General features: G+C 39.6%; 12 protein-coding genes. All 12 read right to left on the reverse strand.

The window, feature by feature from the left end; all coding sequences use genetic code 11:
* Positions 1-2 precede the first annotated feature (2 nt).
* A complete protein-coding gene (locus tag MTF66_RS09710) occupies positions 3-761 on the reverse strand; it encodes a ChaN family lipoprotein (RefSeq protein ID WP_024602678.1) in 759 nt (252 codons plus the stop codon).
* 173 nt (positions 762-934) lie between these two features.
* Positions 935-2107, reverse strand: coding sequence for a lipase family protein (locus tag MTF66_RS09715; protein WP_024602677.1), 1173 nt, complete (start codon positions 2105-2107; stop codon positions 935-937).
* Positions 2108-2124: 17 nt separating this feature from the next.
* Complete coding sequence (locus MTF66_RS09720; RefSeq protein ID WP_054201381.1) at positions 2125-2616, reverse strand: DUF6795 domain-containing protein; 492 nt, start codon at positions 2614-2616, stop codon at positions 2125-2127.
* Positions 2617-2648: 32 nt separating this feature from the next.
* Positions 2649-3509, reverse strand: a complete 861-nt coding sequence (locus MTF66_RS09725) for an immunity 49 family protein (protein WP_096042754.1) — start codon at positions 3507-3509, stop codon at positions 2649-2651.
* Between the two features lie 22 nt (positions 3510-3531).
* Positions 3532-8247: an RHS repeat-associated core domain-containing protein gene (locus tag MTF66_RS09730; RefSeq protein ID WP_248527113.1), complete on the reverse strand. Its 4716-nt coding sequence runs from the start codon at positions 8245-8247 to the stop codon at positions 3532-3534.
* Positions 8247-9092, reverse strand: a complete 846-nt coding sequence (locus tag MTF66_RS09735) for a hypothetical protein (RefSeq protein WP_138621723.1) — start codon at positions 9090-9092, stop codon at positions 8247-8249. The genes MTF66_RS09730 and MTF66_RS09735 overlap by 1 nt, the downstream gene beginning before the upstream one ends.
* Positions 9089-10114 (reverse strand): hypothetical protein, encoded by a 1026-nt coding sequence (locus MTF66_RS09740; RefSeq protein ID WP_138621721.1) that lies wholly within the window; start codon positions 10112-10114, stop codon positions 9089-9091. Before MTF66_RS09740 ends, MTF66_RS09735 begins: the two co-directional genes overlap by 4 nt.
* Before the next feature lie 2 nt (positions 10115-10116).
* Entirely contained in the window at positions 10117-10407 is a 291-nt protein-coding gene (locus MTF66_RS09745) for a PAAR domain-containing protein (RefSeq protein WP_010389361.1), read from the reverse strand.
* Between the two features lie 38 nt (positions 10408-10445).
* Positions 10446-10805: a hypothetical protein gene (locus MTF66_RS09750; protein WP_054201386.1), complete on the reverse strand. Its 360-nt coding sequence runs from the start codon at positions 10803-10805 to the stop codon at positions 10446-10448.
* The gene (gene tssI, locus MTF66_RS09755; protein WP_054201387.1) at positions 10805-12658 is read right to left on the reverse strand and encodes a type VI secretion system tip protein TssI/VgrG; all 1854 of its coding nucleotides are present in this window, start codon (positions 12656-12658) and stop codon (positions 10805-10807) included. The genes MTF66_RS09750 and tssI overlap by 1 nt, the downstream gene beginning before the upstream one ends.
* A gap of 74 nt (positions 12659-12732) precedes the next feature.
* Positions 12733-13212, reverse strand: a complete 480-nt coding sequence (locus MTF66_RS09760; RefSeq protein WP_010389365.1) for a type VI secretion system tube protein Hcp — start codon at positions 13210-13212, stop codon at positions 12733-12735.
* A gap of 220 nt (positions 13213-13432) precedes the next feature.
* Positions 13433-16051, reverse strand: a complete 2619-nt coding sequence (gene tssH / locus MTF66_RS09765) for a type VI secretion system ATPase TssH (RefSeq protein ID WP_055011524.1) — start codon at positions 16049-16051, stop codon at positions 13433-13435.
* Positions 16052-16072 lie beyond the last annotated feature (21 nt).

A 16072-nucleotide genomic window follows, 5' to 3' on the forward strand; every position in this document is an offset into this window, starting at 1 on the left:
TATCATTTCCTTAAAATGGCTTTTTCAGGAATATGAACTGTGTAAGAAGGTAAAGACGAAGGTATATACGTTCCTTTCCTATAAAAATAAGTTTCCCTTAATGGTTTATCGACATCACCCTCCCCCTTACAAACACCATTGTCAATACAGGTAGATCCACCGATGTACTCTATGATACTAATACGACTAACTTTTGAATTTAACATAATAGAGTCAATTCCAATATGCTTATTGCCAGCATGAAACGCATGGTACCTATGCATAAATGCAACAATTCGGGAGCCTTCTTCTAACTTTAAATTTTTATTTAAAATATCTGCCCACATATGGTTTCGTTCGATATGAGAGTCAGTACATGAACCGGTGTCTGCTTGCTCCCAATTACAACGCCCGTCAATCTCATCCATCATTTCAATAGGCATATCTAAAGGAACAATTTTCATCCCTAGAGAATTAGCCGCTTTTACTAACTCCCCATATCCTGTGCTTGAAGCATTAGTCCAATTCCATTTTGATTTGAAATGCTGTTTGATTACGTCAAATCCCTTACCAGTCCGCTGATAAAAATCTATTTTGTCCTTTATTCTTGTAGGTAGCATTTCCATTGCAAAATGAGTGAAGCCAGCCGCCTTAAGCTGTTTTAAGGCCTTTATAGCCTCATATTTGTAAGATACTGGGTTATGGCTCGACTCGGCAATAATAACTAAACGCGCATTACCGGCCATTGTTCTGTAATTTACATCCGTGTTTATTTTATTCATTACCTATCCTTGTTTTTTATTTATGTGATTACAGCTACTTTAGATGTGAGTAGAAACAATAATTAGAGGTTTTTAAATTTCAACCAATTGAAATAGGTTCCTTTCAATTCTTTATAGCTAATCTTATTTATTATTTAAGTGGCTCAGAAGTTATCTGAGCCTTTAAAACAATTTTAGTATCCAATACCCATGTAAGGAGATACTTTTACAGCTGCTATCACTACCTGATTTAGTTTTTCTAACATCCAATACAAAATTCGCTTAGCTTGCGCGTATGTATAATCAACAGCTATCACACCAGGCTTCCCAACAAAGTTAAGTATATGCCCTAATAACCCCTGACAATCTTCAGCATATTTAGATGACATTTTAGATATTTCAACGAGGCTACGAGCTAAAGCATCATAAATAGTTAGCGTTCCAGCAACCACACCTTGAGCAAGAATACTGGTGATTTTTCCACTTTCTCTTAGTAACGTTAGTAAAGCGCTCGTTATTTTTTCAGCCCAATGAGCATTAAAAGAAGCATGGTGGCGATTGTTGTATTTTAGACGTGTCATCGTTAAGTTAGATAAAGAGCCCTTTTCCATGCTCTTATAATCAGGATAACGTGATGCAGTATTGATATACCCAGGCGCATTTCCCGCCATTTTATGTGCAGCCCCCGTAAGTGATACGCATGTGCTTATTCTGTACTCATTCCCTGCATGAACAAATGGCCAAACAGGAACCATAGGTACAGGGTCACTTCGGTGTACTGCCCTATAAATTCCATTTAGGCTGGTTTCACTTTGAATAGCAAAAGGATTATGACCAACTCTTGGAGAACCAAAAGTGTATAATTTTACAGGCACTTTATATTGCGCTTTAATCCAATTTGCTGCTAGCGTTGCTAATGCCCCACCAAGGCTATGGCCAACACAATGAACGGGGCGACCACCTACCTTACTCAATATAGCTTTTAACTGAGGCTTGATAGACTCAAAAGTACGGTTAAACCCAGCATGAACTGCTTTATAATTTGGCCCAACAGTTAAACCACAATGTAAATCCGTCAAAGTATCAGCAATACCTGCTGTACCACGAAAAGTTAGTACAACTTCACCTTTATGAGCGCCTTCTTTAGAACCAATTCCAAAAAAGCCAAAACCCGTTGCATGATTTAGCACGTGTTCAGCCACAGTACCTGAAATTCCTGTAAAAGCAGATTTTTTTGAATCAAACACAAAGTGCTTACTTATTATTCTACTCGGCTCTATGGTTGATGAGCTATTTGATACTGCTGCAATACTGTCATATGCAAATTCAGCTAATTGTGCCGCTACACTTGGCGATAAAATATTCATGTAAATTCCTTTTCTATTTAAAAATCTTTAAAGTAATCTTCGCTATCTTCTATCTCATAAATTTCAAAATCATGTTCCCATCTACAAATACTTGAACCATCAAACTCCAAATTTGGATTTTCATGATTAGGAAAAACAAAGTTTACTTCTGTAGAATCTAAATCAGCATTTAAACTGCTCAGCTTTTGTTTGTATTCACTAGGCTCACTTATTCCGCTTAGCTTTGAACCCCAAAGTTTGTATTTTTTATCAGCATATACAGCCGTAATAGTTTGATAAGTAACCTCATGCGAGAACATATCTCCGGGTATTTTTGATTCAATAACGACTTCAGGTAAATAAAATGAACCATCAGGAGCTGTTATTACCTGATCTTCTTTTTCAACTTTATGTGCAAATTCCAGGGTGCGATTTATTAAAACACCTTCAACGGGATTACCGTTTAAAGTAATAATCCCTTTAACTTCAGAGCACATGTGTACGTCATATTTTTTTATTAAACCAAACATAGTGGTTTGAGCCTCCTTACCTATATTTCTAATTATTTAAAATAAGTTCCATTAATTAAAAAACGAGGAAGTGAATCACTTTCAACCGTTACCTCATTACCCATATCGTGCCACATGCACGCCATGCCGAGTAATTGCAGGGGTAAGAATGAATCTACAGGGGCATGATCTGGACCTGCCTCATAAATGTGATAGCGCTCTTGCGCTTGTACGTTTTTGGCAAGTGCTTCATTAAAATCACAACCAACATCAAAAGTTGCTGGTGATAAAGCAGCTAGAGTTTCTAAGTATCCGAAAGCAATATATATCGCCCAGTCATCATTTTGCTTAACAGCCATTCCCATACACTCGTCAAGCAATTTTGGGTAATCGGCTTGATGATGGTGATAAGCTTGAAATACTTCAACGAGCTTATAAGAAACGGGGCCTGCCTGTGTCGCACTTTGTTTCATTGTTTCTATAGGGAAATTTGCCAAGCTATCCATACTTTCAGTATCGCGAGTAATAACCGCTAAAAAATAGGCATCAAGCCATTGCGATGGAGCTGCGCGTCCAGATTCTAACATCCCCTTTCCATTCCACTTTACTTCAGGTAAATCATATATTTTAAACGTAAGGTCTTGCTCTGGGTACTGTGCAAGCTTTAAGAACGCTGCGTACATTTTTGACGCATAACGTAGCCCTGTTGCTGACTTTTTCTCTATCTCTGGCGTTTGAACTTCCCAAGTGAGCCAGCGAGCAAGCTTTATCATATCCTTTGATATCGTCAATAAATTGTCCCTTTTAATTTCAATATTTTCTGCAATTTCTTCATAAGCTCGCTCTAATCGCTTTAAACGTCTTTTAAGAGGTATTTTTTCAAATTCTGGAATGCTATTGCGATTTATAATCATATTTAACCTATTATGTTATTTTTTATATATCAAATTCGGAAATTTCTACACTGCCGACGAGCGAGCCATTCTCTGTTTTAGTTATGGGTGTTTTAACGTGTAAATATTGAACCTTTTTATTCTTTGTGTCAGCATTGTAAATTGCTTCAGCAGCATCTAATTCAGACTCTTTCTCGCTATCTGCCATTTGTTCCGTAATGGCTTCTGCATATTCCGTTGTACCTTGCTGATAATATTCATCACCTATTTTCATTTTACCCAATGGGCTACTGCCCCCCTTGGCTTCAACAATAATTACATCACCATTAGCATTATGATAAACCATATCAAAGTTACCCTTTACCGATGTAGAACTATCTAAGCTAGTTGGGTGAATGCGAGTATAACCAGGGTACTGTATTTTAATCGCTGCATCAGCAGCCTTTTCACCAATTTTGGCTGATTCATTGTTAATCAGTGGTATTTGGTCGTTATAACGTTGTGTTTCTTCTGGTGAAGCTTTCGCCTTGTGCTTATCTCGCTCGAGCATTTCCGCATCACGAGTATTCACATTCTCTTTCAACGTTACAGGAAGAGAAGAAACAGTCCGTTTACTGCCTGCCTTTTTAGTTGCTTTATTGAGTTTTAACTCATTCTCAGTCAACGTTCCTGTTTCACGAGACCATTCTTCATTTACCACTTTGCCATCAATAACATGCCCACCAACAAACTGTTCAATGGTCATCGTAGTTTCAATCACTTTATCGCCTACTTCTCGTGTTAAAGTAATTTTACCGTTATCAACATCCATAGATTCGATACTATATTCATGCTCAAGTCTATTTTCACCATTAGGTCTTGTTACTTTAATATTACCAGTTCTGGCATCTGCTGGAGAACTGTCTTCAGCAATTTTTAATATTTTGGCTTTTGTTGCTGGGTCAACGATGTCGCCTATCATCTTAGAAAGCTTTTTCACCCCCTCTTTACACAATAACCCCATCGGATCGACCCAATTCACCGGGTTTGGTGCATATTGGTAGTGGTTTATGCCACCCACAAGGCCAATCGGGTCTTGGTTTATAAAGCGTTGTTGTTTGGGGCTGTAATAGCGGTAGCGGTTGTAGTGCAGGCCGCTTTCCTCGTCTAAATATTGCCCTTGAAAACGTATTGGCTGAGTGAAGATGTCTTTTTTATTTGACTCAGGCTCGGCTTCTGATTCTTCATAGCCATACACATCCGCTTGGTTTTTCCATACTACTTCTGCTTTGCTGTTGGTAACAAAACGTGGGGTATTCAGTTGGTCTAGGTGGTAGTAGTACACCTCACCTTGTTTAATTAGCGCTACTGGGTGAAATTGATTTGGCAGGTTGATGTACCAAGTATATTCACCGTGTTGGTATTCGCCGATTAACTGATCGTTATCCCAAATGTAGTCAATTTTACCGTGTTCGGTGTGCTTGGCAATACGACGCCCGAGTGGGTCGTAGTCGTATTGAGTAAGCGTGCCGTTATTATTAAAACAACTTAGCTGATTAAATGCGTTATATTCACGGCGGGTTTTTATGCCTTTACCGGTTTCGCGTATTTGGTTACCGAATTCATCATAATGAAAGTCGCTGTCGCCAAAGTGGGTTAAACGGTCTGCATCAGTGATGCCTGTAATAACCCCATCGTCTTCGCTTAGCTCACTAGCAACCGTTGCTGTACTTGAATCACTGTACTCACTATGAATTACATTACGTGTGCTTTCTGACTGATTACTTTCAACCTTATTGATGGCATCGCTATCATCATTGTGCTGAGTAGCTTGTTGTTCGGATAACTCGTTATTTTGAATTTTTGATTGGCTAACTGGGTTACCAAAACTGTCCCACTGGTATTGGGTAGTTTTTGTGCTCTCACCACTGGCTAGATTTTGTTGAATTAACTGGCCTAGGCTGTTGTACTCAAAATTAATGTTATGACTACTAACACCTTCCTCTTTACGCGCAATAAGTTGGTTTACGCTGTCGTAATTGTACGTACAGGTATCAAATAGTGCTTGCGCAGGATGGGTTAACTGCTGCTGTGTTAAGCGGTTAAATACATCAAATTGTTGGGTAAGGGTTACGTCATTACCAAACTTTTGCGTTTGAATATTACCTTGGCTGTCATAGCTAAGCGCTGCAAGTTCAACAGCCGTGCTATTGGCTTGCTGTAAGTGAATAGCACTTAGCTGGCCAAATTTATTGTAGCTATATTTAAGCGTACTTGAATCTGGCAGGGTAAGGGTTTGTCTTCTGCCGTAGTCGTCATAACTGTATTTTAAGGTATGCGCTTGTTGCTGATTATGTACTTGCTCAGCACGCAGTAACCGCCCGCCTTTATCAAACTGCTGCTTTAAAGTTGATTGTGCATTATGCGCACGGGTAATTTTACCTTGCAGGTTATAGCTGTAGTAATTGGCGTTATTAACGATGTGAGTATCGGTTGCCAAACTTACATGCTGCGAAATCACGCGGCCTAATTTATCACGCTCTATTTTTACATGACGTTTATCGCTTTGTGTAACCGAGGTTAACCGATTACAAGCATCGTATTTATACTGCTGCAGCGTACCGTCAAACCCAGTTACTTGCGTTGGGTTTTCGTTTGCGTCATAGCTTATGCGGTATATATGGCCGTCGCTGCGCTCAATGGCTGTTAAGTTACGCTCTTTATCGTAAGTTAAATGCAGTGCACTGCCGTCGGGCTGAATAACACAATGTGGCTGGCTTAGCCCTTCAAAGTGTTGCTCGGTAGTATCACCCTTACTGTTTTGCGAGCTAATTAACCGCCCTGCATCATCGTAACTAAAATGTTGATGCTGTTTGTTCTCAGGAGCTTTTTCGTCAAAAGCAATGGTTTGCGCAAGCTGGCCGTGCTCATTGTATTTATATTGAGTCAACAAACCTGCGTTATTAATGGTGGCATTTACACGGCCTAAACTGTCGTAGCTATAACGAATAAGCTCATCGTTATGGTGCTTGGCTAAAAGCTCGCCTTGCTCGTTCCATACAAATTTAGTGACTTGCCCATCTTTATTTATGTGTTGGGTTAATTGGCCAAATTTGTCATAGCTGTAAAGTACGGTACGACCGTCGCCAAAGGTTTCACTTTGCAGCAAACCCGCCACGCTATATTTACGGGTAATGGTTTGGCCATCAGGCAAGGTGGTTAATACACGCTGACCCAATTGGTTGTAAGCAAATTTTGTGACACTGCCATCTGGCTGCGTAATTGATTCTAACTGGCCGTAAGGGGTATAGCTGTATTTTATTTCACTGCTATCTGGCTTTATTTCAGTAACTTTTTGACCTTGTGCGTTATAGCCGTATTGCCAAACATTACCATTAGGGTCGGTGTGCTTAACTAACTTACCTTGCGCGTTATGTACAAAGTGTTCTTTATGCCCACGCGAGTCTATACAGGTTGTTTCACCAGCGTCTAAATTATATTCAAACTGATATGTATAGGTGTTGTTATCGCCCCACTGTTTTATACATTTAGCACTTGATGAATAACTGTCCCATTCAAAGTGATGGCTAAAACCACTGGCACGAGTACGCTTAGTTAATAAGTTAGCGGCGTTATAGCCATAATGCTCTGTTTCACCTTGCTGATTGGTCGCGCGAACGAGGTTTTTGTTTTCATCATAATCATATTGCGCAAGTAACGGCGTAAGTAATACTGGCTTGTTGTTATCACCTGTACGGTAAGCCGAAATGTTTGCCAGCAACCCTTGCGGGTTATATTTTAAAATACAGCCACGCGCTTTATTTACCTCAACGCGATGCAAGCGCTCTTTCGCATCGTAATAAAAACCAATACTTTGGCCTTTTTCGTTAATAACTTTTTCGAGCAACCATGAGTTCTCGCCGGCTTTAAACGTAAGGTGTTGATCATCTGGGGTTACCAATACTTGCTTACCATTAGTTTGGTAATGCAACGCCAAATTACTGCTTAACTGATAGCTCGATTGCCCCGGTTTTACTTTTTCAAAGCGGTGTTTAGCGCCATGCTCATCTTGGTATTCTAACCAGTAGGTGCCCTTTTGTTTTGGGCCCACTTTAGGTGGCGGTAAATAGTGCTCAGTTAACTGCACCATAAAGTCATGTCGCCAACCATTACCCATCACACTGCACACATCCGCATGCGATGAGCGGTATAGGCGTCGCCAAATTAATTGTTTGCTGCCTGCTAGGGTGAAATCAATAAGCGGCAAGATTTCTTCACCCGAAAGCATAGAAACTGGATCAGAGCGGCACTCTTGTTTGGTGATAGGTTCTTCACTTGGGGTATTATTACTTGCACCGCCACTGTTTTTAGCCGGCGCTTGAGAGGCACTTTTACCTGAGGCTGTTGAACTGCTCTTACTACTTGGCTTTTTACCTGCTGCGCCGCTATTGGTGTTATCGCTTACCTGAATGGCCGACTTAGCTTTTTGGTGATAACAACTAATAGTACCTGCAACCAAAGCTTGGGTTAATACACTTGCGGTTTCACGTGCTGACGCACCGCGCGAACAGCTTACTCCTGCAAGGTTAAGCAAGTTAATAACGTCTAAACGTTTAGCTGCGTCGCTTGAAAGTGCACTACCTACTTGCGCAATTTGATTTTTGGCACTTTCCGGCGTCTTAGCTGCTACAGCAACAAAGCCCGACGGCGCAGAACCTTTACCTGCGACGAGGCAAATTGGGTAACTTATTCCCTGTAAAACAACGGTATTACTTTGCATTAGCTGTGTACTTCCTCACTTATCCATAAGTATGATGCTGCACCTTGATGCTTAGCTTGCTCCTGTGAAAGCATTAATGCATGACTAAAATGCTCAACAATTGCAGGGCTTGTGGTTAATTGGTACAAATTAACCAACCCTTCTAGTGCGCCTATTTTCCCTAATTTATAATTGGGTAGTTCGTAATAAGTGTGCTCATCAATTAAGCTAGTAAGTAGCTGTAAATTGTTTAGCCAACTATCATCATCTACCCCATTTCCTGGTGCAAAAATTAGATCAATCTTATTCTCTGTTTTTTCAGCTAATCGCGTAAGCATACCTGCTAGCTGATTATGTTTGCTAAAATCAATTGATGCTGCAATTTCATGGCTTACCTGCGACCACCCACAAGGCACCATTTCAACTAGGGCCAACGCGCCACCTACACCTTGATAAACAAACTGCTGCTGTTTATTTGCTTTAAAAGTTGCATCTAAAGCAATTACATTAAATTTTTGCCATTTTTTTTCACCGGCCAAAGCTATAGCAGAGTGTGCACCTGTTGATCCATGAAAAATCAGCTCGTTGCTATGAGCGGGGTATAACTGTTGTAAGCTCTGAGTTAATAACTGTTTTAGCTCATCTTTAAATGATAACGCTGGAAGTAACCAAATCATCGGCAATGTGCTGTCTGTGACTTCTGCCATTAATTCTTTAGATTTAATTATGCAATCGTAAACACAGGCATCCCAAGACTGCCATTGCAGTTCATTAAAAACAGCACTGTTATCGTCAAATAATAATGCATCTACACTGCAAATATTTGGGGCAGAAAAGCATACCATCTCTATTGAAAATGCACTCATGATGCCACCTCGTCCTGAGCTTTATTGGCAGCGAGGTGTTGATAATAGCGATATAAGTTAAACACCCCTTGGCTATAGCTATCCATGGCTGATAAATAAATGGCATTAGGCACTTCATCAAGAGGGTGTCCTGAAATCAATCGTAAACTCGACATGGCGGTTTCATATTTAGGCCAGTTATGTTTTAACTGCTGCTGAAAATTTATTAACGCGCTTTCATCGCCTTGCCAAGCAAGTCGTTGAATATCGTATTCCACTAGCTGATCGAGTTTATCACCTAACATGCGCCTTATTAGCGCAATAATTAACGCGGGTTGCTCTACCTGTGATAGCAAAGAATTAGCTAAAACAATCAGTTTTACAAAACCGCTTTGTAATAAAATATGCAATGTTTGATCAACCGATAAGGTATTACTGGCATGATTACTTAAGCTGTTTACTTGCTCAAAATTTAACGACAACAAAAATAACGACATTAAGGGAGATAGATGGGCTTGCTCACTTAATGCATCAAAAATAGCCGTTAATATCTGTGGCCCGTGGTGCTGCGCAAGGCTGGTAATTTGATTTATAGTGACCAGTGTTTGCGGCGGAATTTCATCATCAGCACTGTAAGCAAAAAACAAGGTGTTTAAATTTAATAGCCGAATTAAGTTAAAGCTATGCTGTTGAATAACCACTTTATTTATAATGATTTTAAAAAAAGCACTCAGCGCTGGCTGATTAAGCAGTTCATTTATAAATATAATATTTTTATTTTGTGGCAAGTTAGCCATAACTTCAATACATGCTTGGGCAACTAATTCATCGTTTTTAGTGTTAGTTATTATTTCGACTAGTTGCTCAGTGGTGGGCAATTCAAAATTATTTTTTTGATTATTGTTTTTTGCGTTTACCCAGCAGCTTTCTAATAGGGTTTTTCTTAAATAACGAACATGACCTACACACGTAAACGGGCACAATTGAGCGTTACTAATTTGTAGTAATTGTGCTTGATGATCACTTAAATAGGTCGCTAGCAAAGTTAGCCACCAATTAAAACAGTTGGGTTGCCCACAACGATTTTTCCGCCGTGGCCACTATCATCGCCCATTCTGGCGGCGGGTTTGCCATTAATTTTAACGCTCCCCGAGCCTGTTTTTACGCTATCTGGCGGGCCAATACACACTATCATGTCGCCTTTGCGCGCCGCGGGCATGCCACCTATTAACACATTGCCAGAGCCGGCTACTATAGGTCCACCCACATGTGGCACTTTAGCGGTCACTTTAGGGCATACATGCATATGACCAATTGTAGCAGCGGGTTTACCCATTTTGACTCCTTGTCGTATCTTTGCTTGTTTATGAAATACTATTCATACAGTGGAATAACTAGTAGCTTGTTAGTCGTCACTAATAGCGAAATTTCTTCAATTAGCTCATCTTTACTGTGATCAGCAAGTGCCACTGTGCTTTGAGTTGCATATTGATATAAATTTGAAATTACATTTTCACTATTAAGTGAATCACTTAAATGAATAAAAAACTGCTGTGCATAATAGCCATTCATAGCTTTTAAATGACTTAAAGCAGGGCTTAATAATGGATCATCTGGCCTATTTATTGGTAAACACACTAAATGCGGTAAACCATAGCGGCAGTAAACAACGTGCCCGTTATTTGCAATGCCGTTTCTGAATCCTGATTGAAAGTTATTGACTATTTCCATCATTAATTTAACTTAATTACACCAGCAGATAAGGTAATGGCACTGCCATCTACTTTTACATTACTGCCTTTAATATCAATGTTTGTACCTTCAATAGTGATATTGCCACTACTGCTCATTTTAATTTGCGCAGAGCCTGTTTTTATCACTATTTCGTCACCCGCTTCAATATTAAGTGTTTTACCTACTTTTAAGGTATCGTTTTCACCCATTTCCGCAATACGGTTTTTTGTAACGTTAAGATTATCGTTATTAAGAATTTCAACATTACGATCGTTATCTATTTTTTCGTTTTGATCGTTTTTAACGTAAAGCTGTTTATCTTTTTCGGCTTGCATATACACAAGCTCGCTGCCTTTTTTATCCTCAAAGCGCAGCTCATTGAAATTATCTGCTCCACCTTCTTTAGTTGAGCGAGTTTTAATACCACTTTGCGTTTTTTCGCCGGGTAATGCGTACGGAGGCATTAAGTCTGCGTTATAAACAGCACCGCTTATAATAGGTTGATCTGGGTCGCCATTAATAAAATCAACCAAAACTTCTTGTCCTACGCGAGGGAAGAAAAATGCGCCCCACTTTTTGCCGGCCCAGTTTTGTGCAACTCGGATCCAACATGAACTTTTAGAATCTTTTTTACCTTCACGATCCCAATCAAATTGCACCTTTACGCGGCCATATTGGTCAATCATAATTTCATCGGCGCTATCACCCGTTACTATGGCTGTTTGTACGCCATTGATAACCGGTTTCTTTTTGCTCACTTGCGCTCTGTATGGAATGTCTTTTGGCACACATTCAAAGTGGTTAGAATACACTTCATCACTTGATGATTGTAAAGCGCCTGATTGGTTTGGTACTACAATCGATGTCATCATCGAAGTAATAGCAAAGGTTTTACCTTCAAGGCGTGGGTCTTCATGTTTTTTGAAACTAAACAGTTTACCAACAGAAAATGAGCGGCAGTCACTACGCCCGCTTGAGAGCTTCATATCTCTTTGTAGCGACTCTAATTGTACAGATGCCAAATTAGCCGCGCGAGGATGACACTCTGCTTCTGCTGTATATTCAAAAATTTCTGATACCGATTGCGTAGGTAACTCGGCATTTGCTTGCTCTGCATCAGGGTAACGCGATGGCTGTTTAAAATCGTAGCCTAAACGCTTAAAGCTGCCTGGCGCTAAGCTTAATCCGCCTTGCCAACGCGAAACATGAGATTCGCTTAAATGGCCAGTTGAATGAACAACTTTTGCCTCACCACACGTTTCATAGGCAGTGATATCATCTGCCAAAACTAATGTATGGTTGCTTTTTGTATGCTCAAAGAAGTAAAAAATACCTTCGCTTTGTAATAAGCGTTGGATAAAGTCAAAATCTGACTCTTGATATTGCACACAGTATTCGTATTTGGGGTAGGTTTTACTGGTTTTGTCTGAAAAAGCCACATTGTGTTGGCCAAACAAATCAGCAAATATATCTTTTATTGTTTTCTTTTGGAAAATGCGGCTGTTCTTGCGATTACGCATAGAAGCGGCAAAAGGCACAATGGTAGCTTGATAATCAATGTAATTTTTTTGTTCATCAACGTCCGCAGTACGACTGCCGTTAGAAACAAGCTGACTCACAATACCGTGATAATAACGCTCTCCCCCACCTTCGGCATTTTTTACCTTTATCGATACCGGCTTGCCAACCAGATCTTCATGTGCAATTTGTTGGCCTATGGTGTACATATTGACCGACATAACAAATAAATCTGACATGGCTTCTTGTGCAACGAAGCGCGTTAAATAAAGGGCGTCTTTACCAACAGGGGTACTAATTTGAATTACGTTTTTATCTTGTGTTGCTTTTTGCATTCCTTGCTTTTCCCATCCTGAAGATCAAAAAAAGCTCTGAGCATAAGCCCAGAGCTACAATCGGGTAACAAATATTACATTTGTTGACCTTTAACACCGCTGTAACCATATACTAGTGGTGCAGTGATGTTGTTTTGATCGTCAGTAGGTGTAACAGTCATCATCATTTCAGTGTAGCTGATAGTGATTGTTTCAATTGGACGGTCGTTTTGAACAGATACTGAGTAGCTAGAGATCATGGCATCTGTAAGTTCGATTTTCATGATTTCTTCAACTTTATCACCTTGTTTAGTGATATGGAAAACAGCAGGTAGACCTTTACCAATAGTTGCTTCTTTGAAAAGATCCGGAGATGCTTTATCTTGAAGCTTAGTAATAGTCACGTCGCCTAGACGAGTAGAGCTAGATTCACGATCCATCGCTGTACCAGTCGCTGAGCTAATTTCACGGCTAACGTTCCAATCTAAAGATAAAACTGTAATTAAATCTTTGAAAGACTCGGCAGTAGTTTCGCCTTTGATTGAACCGTATTTTAAATATGTATTTGCTTGCATTTGATAATGCTCCTTTTTATTAAACAATATTATCCATTATGTGGATTCGTTTACTTTGGTTACCCAAAATTCCTTGAAATCATTATCTCTAAAACAGCAATGAAAAGGTCTTCAGAATTCCTTTCCCTAGATGAAGACAATGTCTCAAAAATTCCATGTTTCTATATAAGACACACGAATTATAATGCTCTAAAACTAAAGAAACAACCATAAAAACAGGTTATTTTAAATTAACTTTAGTTAGCTCAATATCAAACTCATTATCCTTAATTAACAATGAGATAGATGTCACTTTTTCACCATCAACCATGCTCGAAAGCAAAATTTCAGACAATAGTGGTAGTACTTTATTCTGTAATATGGTGTGAATATTTCTTGCACCCGAACCGGCATTTTGACAATTAGCAATAATGTGCTCAATCACGTCATCGTTATACGTTAATTGCGCATCATAATGCTTTTTAACACGCTTAATAATTTTGCTAATTTGCAGCGCTGCAATTTGGGTCAGAATTTCATCACTTAACGGAATATAAGGAATAACATTAATGCGCCCTAAAAATGCGGGTTTAAATGCGCCTAATAAATCATCTTGTAATGCTTTTAATAAACCTTTAATACTCGGCTTACTTTCTTCATCTTCAAATAAACTCATTGTGGTATCAGTACCCACATTTGAGGTCATAATAATGATGGTATTTTTAAAGTCGATATCGCGACCTTCGCCGTCCTTAATCGTACCTTTATCGAATACTTGATAGAAAATATCTTGCACGCCTGGATGGGCTTTTTCCATTTCATCAAGTAGCACCACACTGTATGGTTTTCTTCTTACTGCTTCGGTTAAAATACCGCCTTCGCCATAACCAACATAACCCGGAGGAGAGCCAAGAAGTAATGACACTTTATGCTCTTCTTTAAACTCAGACATATTAATAACTGTTACGTTATCTTCACTGCCATATACTTCTTGAGCTAGTGAAAGCGCTGTCTCTGTTTTACCAACACCGCTTGGGCCTGCCAGCATAAATATACCATTAGGGCGACTTTCGTCTGCTAGCTGAGCACGGGAGGTTTGCACCACTTTAGCCATAAGTTCAAGCGCATGATCTTGGCCAACTACACGTTGTTTCATTTGCTCAGCTAAATTTAAAATGCCATGAATTTCATCTTCATGCATTTTACCAACAGGAATACCAGTCCAATCAGAAATAACCTGTGCAATCAACTCTTCATCAACTTGCCAATGCACCATATTATGTTCGTACGAGGCTAGCTTAAGCTTGCTTTCTTTTAACTGCTCAAGTACTTCAGCAGAAGAGTCTGCATCGTTGGTATTAATCGATTCTAGCGCTTGGTTTAACTCGGCAACTATATCCTTCTCAACATTGAACTGCTCATTTAATGGTTCCAGTTGCTGTTCAATCTCAACTAGTTCAGATTTAAGTGCTGATAATTGTTCGCTGTGATCTAAACCGGTTTTTTGCTCACGATTTAACATTAAAACTTGCGCTTCAATTTCACTAAGCCTGTTAATTAACTGCTCAATCGCATTAGGTGTCGATGCTTGACTCATAGCAACACGAGCACATGCCGTATCTAACAATGCAACGGCTTTATCGGGTAGTTGTCTGGCAGTAATGTATCTGTGCGATAGATGCACTGCACTTTCAAGTGCTTGCTCTGAAATAAACACTTTATGATGTTTTTCCATCACAGGAACTAAACCACGTAGCATAGCAACCGCTTTTTCTGGTGTTGGCTCTTCAACTTTAACCACTTGGAAGCGACGTGTTAGTGCTGCATCTTTTTCAAAAAACTTTTTATATTCAGCCCACGTTGTTGCTGCAATAGTGCGTAACTCCCCTCTTGCTAGAGCAGGCTTAAGTAAGTTAGCAGCATCATTTTGACCTGCTTGTCCGCCACTACCAATCATAGTGTGAGCTTCATCTATGAAAAGAATCACAGGATCAACAGCGTTTTTCACTTCATTAATTAGCGACTTTAAACGATTTTCAAATTCACCTTTCATGCCCGCACCCGCTTGCAGCAAAGCCAAATCTAGGCTGTGCAACTTAACGTTTTGTAATACTGCAGGTACATCTTTTTGAGCGATTCTTAGGGCAAGTCCTTCAACCACAGCGGTTTTACCTACACCCGCTTCACCCGTTAATATTGGATTGTTTTGACGACGTCTAGTTAAAATATCTACCATCTGACGTATTTCGAAATCACGACCTAAAATTGGGTCTATTTTTCCTGCTTTTGCTTGAGCGGTTAAATCGACGGTAAATTGATCTAAGCTTGGTGTTTTAGATGAACCATTTGCAGGTGTTGTAGCACTTGCAGTGGTAGTATTACGCTCTTGCGATTGGGCAACAATTTCAGGCCATGCATGTAGTAGTTGTCCAGGTTCTATATTATTGAAAAGCTTGCTACAACGCGTTACTAAACTAGACAAGGTATCGTCTTTTGTAAGCGTATAAATAACGTAAGCACTGCGAATTTGCTCATCAGTAAATTCTATACTGGTGCTTAACCATGATTGTCTAAGTAAAGTAGTAACATGTACCGACAGACTAGGCGACGAATCACTGCCCGTTTTAAATGACTCTAATGATTGATTTAAATCTTGCTTTACCTGATCAATATCAATATCGAAAGCACCGAATATGAGTCTAACATCGTCTAGTTGCTGCTCAATCATAGCTAACAGCCAATGCTCTAATTCAACCGTAAAATGGCTGCGGCTATTACAAATTGCGACCGCTGCTTCTAAGCTCTTTCTACAATCTGGGCTTAGTTTCTCAACTAATTTGTTTAATGTCATCGTTGACATACACTGTTCCTTTTAATTTTA

Source organism: Pseudoalteromonas sp. 2CM39R (assembly GCF_023161845.1).

Bases quoted from the DNA above. Each gene is read 5' to 3' on its own strand.
- MTF66_RS09710 (WP_024602678.1), bottom strand. From the start codon at position 761: ATGAATAAAATAAACACGGATGTAAATTACAGAACAATGGCCGGTAAT.
- MTF66_RS09715 (WP_024602677.1), bottom strand. From the start codon at position 2,107: ATGAATATTTTATCGCCAAGTGTAGCGGCACAATTAGCTGAATTTGCA.
- MTF66_RS09720 (WP_054201381.1), bottom strand. From the start codon at position 2,616: ATGTTTGGTTTAATAAAAAAATATGACGTACACATGTGCTCTGAAGTT.
- MTF66_RS09725 (WP_096042754.1), bottom strand. From the start codon at position 3,509: ATGATTATAAATCGCAATAGCATTCCAGAATTTGAAAAAATACCTCTT.
- MTF66_RS09730 (WP_248527113.1), bottom strand. From the start codon at position 8,247: ATGCAAAGTAATACCGTTGTTTTACAGGGAATAAGTTACCCAATTTGC.
- MTF66_RS09735 (WP_138621723.1), bottom strand. From the start codon at position 9,092: ATGAGTGCATTTTCAATAGAGATGGTATGCTTTTCTGCCCCAAATATT.
- MTF66_RS09745 (WP_010389361.1), bottom strand. From the start codon at position 10,407: ATGGGTAAACCCGCTGCTACAATTGGTCATATGCATGTATGCCCTAAA.
- MTF66_RS09750 (WP_054201386.1), bottom strand. From the start codon at position 10,805: ATGATGGAAATAGTCAATAACTTTCAATCAGGATTCAGAAACGGCATT.
- tssI (WP_054201387.1), bottom strand. From the start codon at position 12,658: ATGCAAAAAGCAACACAAGATAAAAACGTAATTCAAATTAGTACCCCT.
- MTF66_RS09760 (WP_010389365.1), bottom strand. From the start codon at position 13,212: ATGCAAGCAAATACATATTTAAAATACGGTTCAATCAAAGGCGAAACT.
- tssH (WP_055011524.1), bottom strand. From the start codon at position 16,051: ATGTCAACGATGACATTAAACAAATTAGTTGAGAAACTAAGCCCAGAT.